Origin of the sequence: Prosthecobacter fluviatilis (assembly GCF_042655725.1) — a bacterium.
Lineage (GTDB): Bacteria > Verrucomicrobiota > Verrucomicrobiia > Verrucomicrobiales > Verrucomicrobiaceae > Prosthecobacter > Prosthecobacter fluviatilis.
Genome location: NZ_JBHSMQ010000003.1, coordinates 218,205 through 232,982, shown reverse-complemented (window position 1 = coordinate 232,982; position 14,778 = coordinate 218,205). Strand labels below are relative to the sequence as shown.

The following is a 14,778-nucleotide window of genomic DNA, read 5'->3' as shown; positions in this document are numbered from 1 at the left end:
GTGAGGTAACACGGGGGCCGGGAAGCTGTGGATGCCGGATGCACAAAACTGTGCATACCCATGAAAACACAACATCCCATATACCGAAAAGTATTCCGAAAGGCGCCGCGAGCGGCGCTGGTGGCAATCACGTCCCTGTCACTGTTTATGAAACCTGCCTACGCAGTGGAAGCCACCTATGGCAACATCATGAACGGTGGAGCAGGTGTAAACTACTCCTACGACGGAGCAGGTACCATCATCAATGGCAGCGGCAGCAACGGCTATTTCCTGCAGTCAGGAACTCTGAACCTAAGCAACGTCACTTTGCAAAACTTCGCCGTTAAAGGCGGTGATGGCAGTGGCGGCGGTGCGGGCATGGGCGGCGCGTTGTTCATTAACTCGGGTACAAACGTCGAGCTTAACAACGTGAACTTTCTCTCCAACAATGCGGCTGGCGGCAACGGCGGGGTGGGAACGACCGGCGGCTCGCTGAACAATCTGTTCAGCAACACCACCAAGGCTGCAAGCGGCTCGGATGGTCGTGAGTTTCTGGACACCTTTCTCGGCGTCCGCATTTTCATGAATGACGGCAATGGCGGCAACGGCTTCCATGCCTCGAACGGGGCCAATGGTGCTCCCCTGGTGGCTGGTGGCAATGGTGGCAATGGCGGCGCTGGCGGTGATGGATGGGATATCGATCCGATCAACACGGCGCTGGCGGCCTTTTATACGGCCAGGGCGGTGATTGAAGCCTTGGGATCCGCCAACCCTGTGACTGAACCTGCTGGCGCCACGAAATCGGGCGCGGAGGCGGCTTCGAGCAGTGCCCAGGCGGTGACATATGGATTGCAGGCGGCGGCTTACATCGCCATGAACCAAGCGGGCTATGTCGGTTTTGGTGGTGACGGTGGCAATGGCGGGGTCGGTGGCAACGGCGGCGAATTTAATGGAGGCGGCCGGGGCGGTGACGGCGGTAGCGGCGGTGATGGAGCCGGCGGTGCTTCAGGAGGAGGTGGCGGTGATGGCGGGCCTGGTGGCATCGGTGGCTTTGGCGCAGGAGGTGGCCAAGGTGGCAACGGTGGGGCCGGCGGAGCCCCGGGCAGCTCTTTTGCCGGTCTTGCCGGTGGTGGCGGCCAGGGCGGAGCAGGTGGTGGTGGCAGTGGCGGCTTCGGCGGCGGCATGGGGGCCAGCGGTCTCGACAATCTCACACCCCAGGCTGGCGGAGAGGGGGGCAATGGCTTTGGCGGCGCGATTTTCATCCGCACCGGCGGCTCGCTCACCATCACGGGCAACACTTTGTTTGATGGCAACGGCATCCGCAGCGGCAACGGCCAGCCACGCTCGGATGGTGCCACCCTAGGCCAGAGTGGCATTGGGGCAGGTTCCGACTTGTTCTTGATGAAGGGTGCCACTCTCATTCTTGACGCCGACAAATACAGCAGCGGCAACGTGATCACCTTCAACGGTGACCCGTACGGGACCGGCATTGCCGATGACTCCGCTGCTTCCATCATTCCTTCCGGCGGCCCCTCCGACACCCCTTCCGGCAGCGGAGCGGACGTGATCATCCGCAGCGGTCTCGTCCAGTTTGTGGGTGCGAACCTGTATTCCGGCCAGACGAAGATCGAAGGTGGCACGCTTCAGGCCAATGATAGCGAGGGCATCTACTGGGACAGCAATATCAACTTCGGCGGCAGCCTGACCTCCAACGCAGTGCTGATGTCCGACGGGACTGTTGCTGACTTCACCCGCTACGTTGGCCCCCAGAGCAATCGTGTGCAGTGGACCGGGAGCGGCGGTTTTGCAGCTGTTGGTGGAGATCTCACGGTGAACCTCAGCAACAACCAGACCCTGAAGTGGGGAGTCAATGGCTTTGTATCGAGCGGCAATGCGCTGGTCTTTGGCGCTGATCAGGCGACCAACAATGTCATCTTCCAGAACAACATGGATCTCAAAGGCAGCAACGCGACAGTCCTGTCGACGACCTCCAGCGCGGCTTCTGGCACGAATGCCGACGGCACTCCCACCGGATCCACGGTCTATCTGAGCGGCAAGATCTCGGATACGGCGGGTGGAGCCGCCTTGGACATCAACGATGCCAATCATGACGGTGCCGTGGTTCTTGATGGCGCCAGCACCTACACCGGCACCACCAACATCAATGCCGGAACAGTGGTGCTGAACGGCAGCCTGGCCAGCAGCAGTGTCAATGTGTCTTCGACCGCCACACTGAACAGCATCAATGGTGGTCTGGCGGGTGTTTCCACCGTGACCAACGCGGGTACGCTGAATCTGGGGTCCACCAACGACACGATCACCACGCTGAACAACACCGGCCACATCACAGGCACGGCAACGCTGACGGCAACGACCTACAATCTGAACAACGGCAGTGTTCTTGATGCCAAGCTGGGCACGGGCACCATCGTCGTTAATGGGACAGTCGCGCTGAACCAGTCTGCGGAAGCGAGCCTGGTGACGGTGAACAGCGGTGGCACATTGAACCTCGGCGGAGCCGACTTGCTCTCCCACACGGCGGCAGTCACTGTCAATGGCACTCTGAATCTCAACGGTGGCGGGGTAACCTTTCAGACACTGTCGGGCTCAGGCACCATCCACACCAATGGCAATGCGCTGGTCGTGGCCGATGGCGGCAGCTTCACAGGCACCCTGGACGCCCCCGGCTCCTCTCTCACGACAGGTGGCGGCAGTGGCGGTGGCGGTGGTGGTGGCGGCTTGACTCTGAACGGTGGCACCACAACCACTGACAGCACCAACATTGACAGTGGTCTCACCATCGGCAGCGGCGCGACGCTCAACAGCGGTACGATCACCATTGCCAACGGCAGCACGCTGGATCTCAGCGGCGGTGGCACGATCATCTTCACCACACTGACCAGCAAGGATGCCACGGGTGGCATCATCAACATCGGCGGCAACGATTTCATCGTTCCGGTCGGTTCCACGATTGCCGGCAACATCAAATTCGTCGGCACCGGCAACGTCATCATTCTCGGCACCATCGCGCCGGGCTTCTCTCCTGGTGTGTCGGACCTCACAGGTGCAGGTGTCAATCCCGTCTTTGGCGGCGCGTTCAAAGCTGAACTTGCCGGACTCGGCGGAGTGGGCGGAACGGACTTTGACCAAGTGCAGCTGGCACCGCTCGCAACACTCACCATCAGCAACGAGCTCAACGTGGCCACGTATTCAGGTTTCACGCCGGTTCAAGGCAACAAGTTTCAGCTCATTTCCGGGCCTGGCGGCGCAGTGCCGATCAAACACCTCAGCGGTGTCTTTTCGAAAGTGACCTTTGATGCCGATGGCATCCTGGGCGTGAATCCCGCCGTGATCAATGCTGCGGTGGTCTTTGATGTGAACACCGGCGCCCTCACTGCGACTGGTCTCAATGCCCCCAACAGCACCTTTGCTGATCTTGGCAGCAATGACAATCAGCGCGCAGCAGCTGCGTCGATCTTCAATGCAGCCTTCGTGGGCCAGAATCAGATTGATACCAATACCACGGCAGGCAGGCTCGCCCTGCAGATCACTGACGACATCGGTGGCTCCGCAGCCGATCTGGCCAAATACGTGCCTGACTACTACGGCTCTCTGGCCGACTATGCCTTCATGGGCAACCAGGTGCTGGCGCGCAGCATCCAGGACCGTGTGTCACCCATGAACTACATCCCCAGCCAGATTGACGAAGACAGCCTGAGCCAGGTGCCTGAGACGATGTCTGTGTTCATGGGCTACACCTATGCGAGCCTGAACACTGCCGATGCAGCCAGGGCTGCGCGCAACGACTACTATGCCGGGGTCAACCTGCTGGCATCGGAGGAGTATGTGTTTGGTGTTGCCGGCAGCCTGAGCCAGGGCAGCATCAGCGCGGCGCTGGGAAGCGCGCAGTCTGACGGCTGGGGTGCGATGGTGTTTGGGCGCTACACGGTGGCGAAGAGCTTCACGTTGTTTGGCAGCTTTGGGCTCAACCAGCAGAGCATGGACCTTCGCCGGCAGACGGTGAACGGAACGGTGACGGGATCCACGGATGTGACGAGCTACGTGGGCTTCCTGGGTGTGCAGTACAAAGGCTGGCGGGTGGGAGGGGTTTCCATCGCTCCTCGTGTGTCACTGAGCTACGCGAACTCGCAGGTCGGGGGCTTCAATGAAACGGGGGCGGTTGATGCGCTCAACGTTGGCGGCTACCACAACAACCGGTTCATGGGAGAGGCGGGCCTTTCCGCACTGTGGAGCACGGAGGTTGCGGGCCATGGGTTGAACCTGGAACTCGCAGCCTCAGTGCAGCAGTACTTCCAGAACACGAAGAGCCAGATGGGGGTCAACGTGGCCTCGGTGCCATCTGCGAGCTACGGCGTGAACTTCGCCAAAATGGGCAACACGCAGGCGGTGATCCAGTTCAACGCGGGCTTCGAACTGTTCAAAACAGTGACGAGCTACCTGGGCTACGAAGGACACTTCGGGAACCAGAGCACGCAGTATGCGAAGGCTGGAATCCGCATCAACTTTTAAGCGGCAAGGAGGCAGCCAGCCGTCAAAACAGACGGCTGGTGAGCCGCTGGCAGCTTGAAATCCACGCAGGCGCGATCTTTTCATGGGGGTCGCGCCTGTTCTATGTCTGAGACTTGTCATTCGTGGTTCATGAGCCGGACATACTGGTGCGGATGCTCAGCCACGTCAGAGACGCCATCTCCACCGCCTGCAAAGACTGGAGCATGCGCTCCATGTGCCGTGAGTGCATTGCTATCTTGCCGAGTATGGAAGGCGGAGCCTGCGCCTCGCTGATGTGATGCGCTTTCCGGATTTACTCCTTCAGCAGTTTCTTAACCATCTCCGCCACCTCCCTGGCCCCGTCGGGTTCATAGCCAGACTTTACGTAGGCGACCTTGCCGTCAGGTCCGATGACCACTGTGTGCGGTATGCCTTCGACACCGAAGTTCTGACCGATGCGCTGACTGGCGTCCAGAGCGACTTCGAATTTCCAGGCACGAGTTTCGAGGAAGGTCTTCACGGTCTCCTTATCTTCGGCCTGATTGATGCCGACAAAGCGCACCTTGCTTGGATCAAAGACAGACATTTCGTCCATCATTTGAGGCAGTGATTTGATGCATGGGCCACACCAGGTGGCCCAGAAGTCGAGGACAATGACTTTGCCTTTCTCTTTTGCCAGATCAAAGTCGCCGCCGGAGAGCAGCGGCAGTTTGAAGGATTTGGCGTCCTGATTGAGCAGAGGCGAGCTTTGTCCGCCTGACTTGGGCAGGACGGGCTCGGGTGCGGACTTCAGCTTCCATTCACGCAGGGCCAGCATGGCGGTGCTGTCTGGCGGCGTGGTGGTGCGGATCACATGGATCTGCGGCAGAGGTACGCGGCAGCTCCCGAGGACAGGACTGGTGCCAAACACTGCATCATCGGCAAAACGGTCCACCTTCAATCCTAGGCGTCCGCCGTTGTTGAGCAGGAGCCAGTGTGTGATGACTGGCGGGACGTCTGCTTTATCCTGGGCTTCAAAGGCTGCGCTGACAGCGTCTGCAGGCTTGACCAGCCAGATGGCTGCCTTGACGCGATCACGGGGCACCTGCACATTTTCCAGACCCGAGCGAATGGCGAAATGCTCTGACGTGGCCGCCTCAATGACGCCACGCAGAAGGTCGCCGTTTGCGGCAAGCAGCGCGTGCCGTGGCGGATCTTCCTTGAGAAACCGCGGGACGGTGAGCGCATGCTCCTTGGCACGGGCATCCACGAGGGGTGCCGCCACGCGTCCGGGAGCGATGCGAGCACTGAAGGCGTTGATCCGAACGGGGCGCTCGCCGTTTCCCCAGAGGCTGAAAGGCTCGATGATGATGCCGCTGCCAGAGCGCATTTTCGGAGTGAGTGCGATTTTGCGTGCCGAGACACCCTTGAAGAAAACTTCGACTGAGTTTTCCTCGATGGAGATTTGCACGGGCATGGATTCGTTCGAGCGCAGGCGAAACTGGCGGTCCATCTGGTCATTGCTGGATTCGAGGCCGAAACAAATCTCGCTCCCCATGTGGCCGAAAAGGAGGTTCGTGCTCGGAGCGGCAGGGTTGACACCATCGCAGAACAAGCGAACACGCAGAGCGGAGAATCCGTTGTTGAGCAGGGTGAATTTGATTTCATTGACCTGCATGAAGGCTGGGTGGCCCCATGAGCCGCCAGCGTTGAAAGCGATGTCCGCCTTGCCATGGCGCTGGGTTTGCTCTGCGCTGCCGCGCAGCCGCCGCCAGCCTGGATCTTCGAAGCCGTCCAGGTTCAAGCTGGCACCTCCGAACTGAATCGCCAGGAGCTTGTCTGCGGGCAGCTGTTTCACCGCAGCCACGTCGGATTCCAGGTCCGCATGCCGTGCATCGATGGCCCGCAGTCTGCCGGGGAGGACGTCGCCGTCCTGCAGATAAAACAAGGCTTCGCTGTGCATGCCCGTTGGCTGATCCACCACAGCACGGGTGATTTCCATCCCTGCAGTGCTGGACATGGCGACAGGTCTGAGAGCGCCTACGGGCCTCCAGCGCGGCTGGGCCTCCCCACCTGCGTCGAGTGTGCCGTGCAGCACGTTTTTCTTGATGGTAAGGGTGTCGAGCGCTGCCATGTCTGCTTTCCTGCCGGCGGGCTCGAAGCCTTTGAACTCCAGGTGATGCAGCGTGGTGATCTTGAAATTCACTGGCGTCTCGGAAAACGTGGTTTTGAAAGAAGCCACTTCATTGCGGACCTGCTGGAGCGTGCCGTTGATCCACTCGCCATCTGTGAACCACATCTCTGTGAGCGGGGGCGATGCCTGGAAAAAAGGCGAGACTTCGGGGGGCATCTCTACCGCCAGCACCTTGTCCCACGGCAGGCTGGTCTCCGCACCATCTGGCGAACGCACGGTCAGGGAGGTGGTGTCTGCACGCATGGCTTTTGCCTTGAGGTAGCGCCCGTCAGTCAGTTCGATGCGAGGTCTCACATCGGTAATGTCATCAGGCAGCGTGCCATCCCACTCACGAATGCGCAGTCTCTCCAATGTCAGGTCGGGGCCCTTGTTCAGAAGAGTCAGGCCGGTGGGGCTGTCTTCGGCATTTGGCTCATTGGTGTGAGAGCGTGCCTTTGCAGCAGCTTCGGCCTGTCCCTGGACCAGGCCTATCAACGCACCAAAAAGGCCTCCGCCCCCAGCTCTCCCGGCCGGTTTTTTATCTTTGGCTTTCGCGTCTGGCTTTGGACTGGCTGTGTCCACCGGCGGCTTGGTTGTTTGCGCCAGCTTTCTGCCATCTGCGCCATAGATTGAGCAAAAGCCGGTTTTGCGATCCCAGAACAGGGTGAGAGTGATGCGCCGTGTGTCGTCGCCGAGCTTTTGCACGCTTTCAAACACGCGGCCCTGCAGCACGACATCATCCACCCACGTTTCCACGATCAAGCGTTCCGTGTCCGAGGATTTGAGCTCGATTCTGAACTCAGGCCTGACAGTTGAACTGAGGGTGAACTGCATTTCCACCTGTTCGGGCGTTTCGAGCGGCAGGTTGGCGCGGTGGTTCCAGCCCACCTGCTGCAAAGCGGCACCAGGCACCATGCGCCAGAGCTTTTCCTTGGGCTGAGCGGCGCTCTCAGAGCCAGACTCGATCCAGCCGCTGGTGCCCGTCAGCGCCGGGAGGGGCATGCCTGCGGCTTTCAGGCGTTGTATGCTTACCACAGAGTCTCGCAGCACCTGGATGCTGCCAAAGCGTGCGGAAGTGACGCTAAGCGTTTTTGTATCAAGTCCGGTCACCGAGCCATAAAGAAGGCTGCCGTCGGCGAGACGAATGCTGAAGGCTTCATTCGTTTTGGCATCGGTCTTGAAGCGGTTCACGCGCCTGACGACATCCATGCTCACCCTGAAGTCTTCAGTGAACATGGGCGTACGCCAGATGACCTGACCGTCTTCGAAGCCGACGAAGTGTCCGCCGACCCATTCGCCATTCTGCCAGTGGAGCTCGGAAGCGCGGCCGCCGCCAGCCAGCAGCACCAACGCAGTGATGAGGTGTCTAGCGTTCATAAATGGGCAGGAAACGGTAGTTTAGAGCCAGGGCCAGCAGGGACATGCCCGTCTCATATGCACCGCTGCCAAAACTGCCGTCCGCAGCCTGGGTCTCCCCGAGGGCACGGGCGGTGGCTGCGTTCCATTTTTGCCAGGAGGCGTAGTCGCCCTGGAACAAGGCCTGCGCCATGTAGTAGCGGAAGTACTCCTTGTAACTGCCTTCGTTGTGCTCCAGACGCTCTGTGATGTGCTTGAGGGTGGCCTTGAACTCCTCGCTGTCCTTGTGCTTTGAAACGGCTGCCACGAGAGTGGCGATGGCGCTGCGGTTCATGGATTCACCGAAGCCTCCGAAACCACCGGCATAGGCCACGCTGCCGTCCTTGCCAGTGCTGCGCCGCATGTAGTTCAGGGCGTTGTCGATGACTTCGTCGGGAACCGCCATGCCGGCATTACGTGCTGCGAGCAGCCCCATGAGCACAGCACCTGTCACCGAGGTGTCCGCGTCAGTCGAGTTCGGCATGTACCGCCAGCCGCCCCAGCGGTTGGCCTTTTGAGCGGTGCCGGCACAGCGGATGGCGAGATCAAGCGCCTGTCCTATGGTGCGCACAGGCTTGCCTCCTTCCCACAGGAGGGATTCGTCCACAGCGCCATATGCTTCCGAGAGCGAGAGCATGGCAAAGCCGTGGTGATACATGCTGCCAGGCAGGTAGCCGCTGGTCGAGTCCTGGCTGCGGATGATCGCGCGCAGCGCTCTGCGGACGTTTGGTGCGTAGCGGCCAAAGTTCGGGTCTTCGCCGCTCGCGAGAAAAGCCATGAGGCATATGCCATCAATCCCGGCGCCATCATGGCCGCCCTGCCAGCCGCCCGCATCGCTCTGCTTGGAGGCCAGCCATGAAAGACCCCGTTCATACACGGTTTCAACTTCCTGCGGAATGGCGCCCCCGAAGCGGAGTGAGGGATCCTGGGCGGAGCTGCCGGCAGGAAACAGCATGCAGGATGAAAGGAGAGTCAAGAATGCCAAAAATCCGGACACGCAGTGGCGGGCCGTGCCGGCATGGGCGGTGTTTTTCATGGATGCTTCGTCACTCATTGGTCGATCATGATGCCGCCGTTGAACAGGATCTGGGGGGCGTTGGCCTGAGCTCCCTGCTTCATGCGCTGCTCGTGATTGTTCTTGATGCCCTCCCAGTACTGCATCGCGTCCGGCAGGTCACGCTCCTTGCACAGCTTCCACTGCTCAGGGGTGAGAATGGCCTGCAAGTCTTTTTCAGGCACACCCGCGAGGGGCACCAGGGCGTAGTAGTACTGCAGAAACCACTGAAAGGACATGTAGCGCTCGATGTCCGGCAGGTATTCAGCCAGCACCTGCCGCACGGCGGTCTCGATTTTTACGCACTGGTCGGCTGAGAGCTTGCGGCGGCGGTCCAGTTCGGAGACACACATCTCAGCCATGGCCCTGAGGCGGTATTCGTGCCGCTGATCTGCGGCTTGCTGAAGCTTTTTCAGCTGGTCTGAGTTCAGCGTCGTCTGCAGAGCTGTCTGCCACAGCTCGGTATTTTGAGGCCTGACTTCATTGCGGCTGAAATTCGCGCGCGTGGTGCCTGCCAGAGCCTGCAGGAGGTTCTTGGAATTGGTGTTCTGCACGCTCTGGCGCACGAAGTTTTCCGTGAACTGTCGCCAGTAGGCCAGGCTGATTTCCACGGCCCCTTTCGCGGCTGTGGTGAGTCTGGCCACAGCAGGTCCGGGGAGGGACAGTAGGCGCGAGGCTTCTTCGACATGAGGCATCATCGACGCCAGTGTCCTGCTCCGTTCTGCGATGAACATCTTGTAAAGGTGCTGCGAAATCGCCGCTTCCATGTCCGGAACCTCCGGGAAGGTGCCGTTGATGTCTGGCATGGTGTTGCGCGACGAGCTGCTGCCGGAGACGACAAGCTCCTTCCAGTGTTTTAACTGTACATCATCGAGAATGGCCCGCGTCATCTCGTCCTTCACCTTGCCCGCGTTTTGCAGCAGCTGGGAGGTGTTGTAACTCCAGTACTGCTGGCGACGCTGATCTGTCAGCGAGTGCAGAGTCTCCATCAGCAGCGGCTCTAGATGAGTGCGCTGCTCGGAGGAAAGTGCCAGCATCTTGTCCATTTCCGCCAGGCAGATGCGCGAGATCGCCATGCCGGCACGCTGCTCACGCTGCTTGTTTTCGGACGCAATGCGGGTGCGTTCCTCTTCCGTGAGCAGTTTCTTGATGCCCTCGGTCCAGACAGGCAGTTTGATGGCCTGCATATCTTCATTAACGCCGAAATAAATGTTTCCTCGGATGCGCTTGCGCTCGGCGGCGGAGTAATTGCGGACCTGCTGGAGCCAGCCCTTGCGGGCCTGCTGCAAAGATTCCTGAATCGCTTCTTTGGAGAGCTGCTCCAGCGCCTTTTGCCGGTCCTTGTCCAAGTTTAGCGCCATGACCATGCCGTCGATCTCCGCGCCCATGGTGATCTCCATCTGCTGCTCCGCCTGCTGCTCGGAAGGCTTGATCATGTCGGCCACATCGGACTCCGCTTTGCTGCGCTCCTCCCTGTCAGCCTTGCCCCATTGCGCAAGCTGTTCTCCTGGCAGCACGGTGGCGGCAGCCTTCTCCCAAAGCTTTTCCCAGGCCTCGCCGCGCGGACGGTCGAAACGGATGTAGAAATAGTTGCGGCCCATGATGTTCTCACGAGCTGAGGAGGGCAGCGTGCGCAGCATGCTGGTGGCGCGTTTTTTTTCCGCGTCGCTGAGCTGCTCGAGCAGCGTGTCTGCCGCCTTGTCCAGGGCTGTGACCTGTGCGTCTGTGAGAGTGAGCTTTTTCTTCATCAGCTCGATTTTAGCCCGCAAGTCCTCGTTCATCGGTCCACGCGATTCACGCAGCCAGCGTTCGAGATGTGATGAGATTTCCTTGTCCACCTGCAGACGGTTCTTCAGGTCCGCCTCGTGCCAGGTGGTGTAGCGTGCTTCGCCGAGCGTTGATTTCACCGCAGTCAGCCATTCCGGGGTTTCATCTGGCGGTGTCCAGTCTTCCACAGGCTCATTGGGGCCTGCGATCTCTGGTTTCCACATGCCGATGTGCCGGATCGCCGCCGAGTCTGAGGTGCGCGACAGGTAGGTGCGCATCATCAGCACGGCCTGCGGCTGCCAGGATTTCAGTGTCGTCTCCACAGCTTTGCCTGCCGTCTCGTGCAACGTCCGTTTTTCATCTGGCGAAAGCCCGACCTTGGCACTGATGGTGTTGATCACCTCCTCCATGTGGGCGGTGAGCTGCTTCTTTTTTTCCGGCACGCACGATTGCACAAAGTCTGCCAGGACCTTCTCGACGGCCTCAGAAAGCGGCTTCTTCAGCTCGGACCTCGAAGGCGTCTGCGCCTGGGCGCTTCCGGAGCCTGTCAGAACAATTGCCAGCAGCATCAGCTTGATCATTTGGCACCGCCTCCTGCTTCGAGTTTGTTGAAATACGCATCCAGTCCCGTTTTGAATTCTTCCGGCAGCTCACGCCCGGTCTTGCCGGTGGCCTGGCCGACTGGGCGTGCGTTTACACTGGCACCTGCATCAGCTCCGGGCCCCAGATCTGCCAGCGCTGCTTCTCCGGTGGCATCTCCGCCGCCCCCTCCACCGGGATTGCTGCCGCCTCCGCCGCCACCTTTGCCCTGGCGTTTCGCCTGCAGCAGCAGCTCGATGGCTTCCGTTTCTGCAGCTATGGCCGGCGCTCCTGTTTCCTGCTTGTCGAGAATGCCGGCCGCTTCATCCATCACGGTCATCACGGCGCTGAGAAGCTTGAGCTCCCTGCCAAATTTTTCGCTGCCCTGAGGGAGCTGCTGGATGTCATCAAAGGCTCCGCGTGTGCCGGCCTGAATGCCGAACTGTTTGGATGCGAGAACGGCGGACTTTCTGGCATGTTCGCCCTTGCCGAGGGCGGGCTTGGCATTTTCCAGCTCGCGGGTTTCGTCACGCAGCTTCATCTCGTCACGCAGGGATTTCATCACCTTGAGCACAATCTCCGGCGGCAGGCTGTCTGCGCTGCAGCTGCTGCATGATTTGCACTCGCTGGCCGCCACCATCTCCTCTGCCCAGCGGTCGAGGGTGTCTGCCCAGAATTCAGCGCCTGCCATGCTGTTGCCGCTCAGGTTCACCGCCGCCTGATCTCCCAGGTAGGTCAGCATTTTCACGACCTGGGTCTCCTTCATCTGACCGATGATATTTTTGAAATGCATGTCTGGCTTGCGGGCGAAGTAGGCCTCCAGGTCGCTCTGGATCACGCGCACAGTTTCGCTCTGCGTCTTCTCGTGTTCAGCGATCGCCGCGGCATCCTTCACCGGCTTGCGCTCAAGGCCGAAGGCGCTGAGCGTTTTGGTGTTCAGATCCTTGGCAACGACCAGCTGCTGGCGCGAAGCGGCCTTGAGCCGCTTGACGAAGGTGCTGGCCTCCAGGCTGGCCAGGATGGAGCCCAGCTCATCCGAGACGCGCGCAAATTCTGCCAGCAGCAGCTTCTGTTCATCGAGAGCATCCTGCATTTTCTTTTGTGCCTGGGAGGCTGGCGGCTCCTGCGGCTTCTCTTCAGGTTTCTCGTCTTTCTTCTGGCCCGGTGCCGCCGCCATCTGGGTCGTTGGCAGTTTCATTGTGCTGGGCTTGGGCGGCGAAGGTTTGGCATTGGGGTCTGCTGGCTGCGGCTCGGCCTTGCTCATGGAGCCCTCTTTGTCGCTGATGCTCGGCATGTTGTCCTTCTTCTGCTCCTCGGTGGAGGCCTTGCCGCCTTTCGATGCCGGAGGAAGGTCCGGCCCATTCGCAATCTGGGGCGCGCTGGGTTTGCTCTGTCCGGCTTTGCCTTCACCGGACTTGCCTTCCTTCGGTGGCTGCTGCGTGGAATTTGAAGGCGGATTGGATGCCGTGGACGGGCTCGGCTTGCCACCCTGCGCATTCGAGCTCTGCTTCAACAAGTCCGCCACGCTGGGCATGCGTTTGGCCGAAATGTCCTGAAGTGACTTCAGCATCGTGGCCCAGGATTCGAGGCGCTTCGCGTCAAACTCATCATTCCGCGTCGCCTGCTCCACCAGGCTGCGTCCGCTTTGGTTCAGCATTCCCAGGCGCGTGGCATTGGCGTTTTCCGCGCTCGCCTGCTGCGCGATCTTCCGTCGGTTCTCCGGACGGTCCAGTTCCGCCGGGCTCAGTGCACGAAGCTCCTTGTTTGTGGCATGAAGCTGCTGCTCGCGTTCATAGCTTTCGCGAGCCGCTTCGAGCCATTTGCCAAACTGCTCCGTGAGCCATAGAGCATGATCCGACTTGTTCAGCACGTGAAGCAGGAACGCCGTCGAATAAGCTCGTTTTCGGCTGGGCAGGTAATCCTCCGCCCAGGCGCGGATCTCCAGGGTCTGTGGGGCCACGCCGTCACGGCTCGCGCAAAAGGTGGCCTTCGCTACCAGCGTCTTTTTCTCCGGCTCTCCGGCTGCAGTGATTTTGTCACCCCTGGTTTTGTCGTCATTCACGCTGTGCCATTCGAGGCCCGCGCGCTGGATGCCAAAATCATCCTGTACATCCATGTCAAAAGTGACGACTTCAGAGTCGAGCACCACCTGCTCCTGTGTTTCGCGTCGTGCGGCCAGCCTTGGTGCTTCGTCTTCGATCGCATTGATCTTCAAAACCAGCGGCTCGCGTGGTGTGAGGCCGTCGCGGTCCTTCCACATCACATGCTTTTCAGCATCCGCCTCGATCTTGTGGAAGGGCGTCGTCACCTTCGCCCCTGAAACCTTCTCTGCTTCGCCGTCCACTTCCGCCGAGGCCAGTTCACGCGATGCCGTGGCCTCCAGCGAAGCCTGCGCTCCTTTCAGCACGCTCACCGAACCACCGCGCACTTCCGTCATCGGCTCCGTCTGGTACTTCAAATAGTCCGGCAGCCGTGTGCGCACGGACAAGGCGGTCAATTCCGGGCGCGTGCGAGGCAGCACGTTCACCGTCTTTCGCACGTCGCCGAGTGACAGGGACAGGGCCGCATCCTCCTTCTGTGGCGGAAATGCCAGAGGATAGGCGCCTGCTTGCAATCCGCTCACCACCGCAGGCTGATCGCTGATCTGCGCCTTGGCAGAGGCAGGGGACCAAAGAGTGTCCTTGTTGAGCAGGACCTTCAGATCAAACGGCTCCGCATATGGCACCACGAGGCGGTTTGGCAGCGCCTCAATCTTCGCAAAGGTGAAGCGCTCCACAGCGCGCCAGGGCATGGCCCAGCGTGCCATGGCATTCCACGCGGCATCCGGCACCAAGCTCAGCGCCGCTACGGCAAGCAGCGCCATCACCCCCGCCGCCCAGCCCCACTGGAAATGCTTCGCCTCCGGCACCGCATGCTTGAAGTCCTTGTCCTTCACCGCCTCGGCGGCCTGATCCATCGCCGCCTGGACCAGGCGCTCGCTGCGGCCCGCCGAACCCGCCTCCACGTGCGCCAGCTCCACGATGCCGAGCAGCTGATCTCCCAGTCGTGGAAAGGTCCGCTTCAGCAGCCGTGCCGCGTCCTCCAGGCTGCGCTGGCGCCATACCCAACGGTGCCATTTCAACGGCAGGCCCAGCCCCAGCACCGCCGCACCTGCAGTCAGCAGACTGGCACGCAGCCACACCGGCGTCTCCATCACACGATCTAGCGCGAAGACCAGAATGTAGGAAAACACGATCCCGAATGCCGCCGCCAGGAGGCCCTCGGTGAGCTTGACGATCCAGACTCGCTTGCGGAAATCCGCGAGCTTCGATTCGAGGATGACAGGCAGTGCTGTTTTCATAAT

At 60.4% G+C, this 14,778-nt stretch carries 5 protein-coding genes; 1 reads left to right on the top strand and 4 read right to left on the bottom strand.

Annotated elements, in window-relative coordinates; all coding sequences use genetic code 11:
- Nucleotides 1–147 precede the first annotated feature (147 nt).
- Entirely contained in the window at nucleotides 148–4,509 is a 4,362-nt protein-coding gene (locus ACFQDI_RS09750; protein WP_377165926.1) for a hypothetical protein, read from the top strand.
- Nucleotides 4,510–4,801: 292 nt separating this feature from the next.
- On the opposite strand, the gene ACFQDI_RS09745 is transcribed toward ACFQDI_RS09750, so the two are convergent.
- From ACFQDI_RS09745 to ACFQDI_RS09730, 4 genes are all read right to left on the bottom strand, one after another.
- Nucleotides 4,802–8,017 carry a TlpA family protein disulfide reductase gene (locus tag ACFQDI_RS09745; RefSeq protein ID WP_377165924.1) on the bottom strand — a complete coding sequence of 1,072 codons (3,216 nt, stop codon included), beginning with the start codon at nucleotides 8,015–8,017 and terminating at the stop codon, nucleotides 4,802–4,804.
- The gene (locus ACFQDI_RS09740; protein ID WP_377165922.1) at nucleotides 8,007–8,990 is read right to left on the bottom strand and encodes a squalene--hopene cyclase; all 984 of its coding nucleotides are present in this window, start codon (nucleotides 8,988–8,990) and stop codon (nucleotides 8,007–8,009) included. Before ACFQDI_RS09740 ends, ACFQDI_RS09745 begins: the two co-directional genes overlap by 11 nt.
- A gap of 95 nt (nucleotides 8,991–9,085) precedes the next feature.
- Nucleotides 9,086–11,437 carry a coiled-coil domain-containing protein gene (locus ACFQDI_RS09735; RefSeq protein WP_377165920.1) on the bottom strand — a complete coding sequence of 784 codons (2,352 nt, stop codon included), beginning with the start codon at nucleotides 11,435–11,437 and terminating at the stop codon, nucleotides 9,086–9,088.
- Entirely contained in the window at nucleotides 11,434–14,775 is a 3,342-nt protein-coding gene (locus tag ACFQDI_RS09730; RefSeq protein WP_377165918.1) for a hypothetical protein, read from the bottom strand. The genes ACFQDI_RS09735 and ACFQDI_RS09730 overlap by 4 nt, the downstream gene beginning before the upstream one ends.
- Between the last annotated feature and the right edge of the window lie 3 nt (nucleotides 14,776–14,778).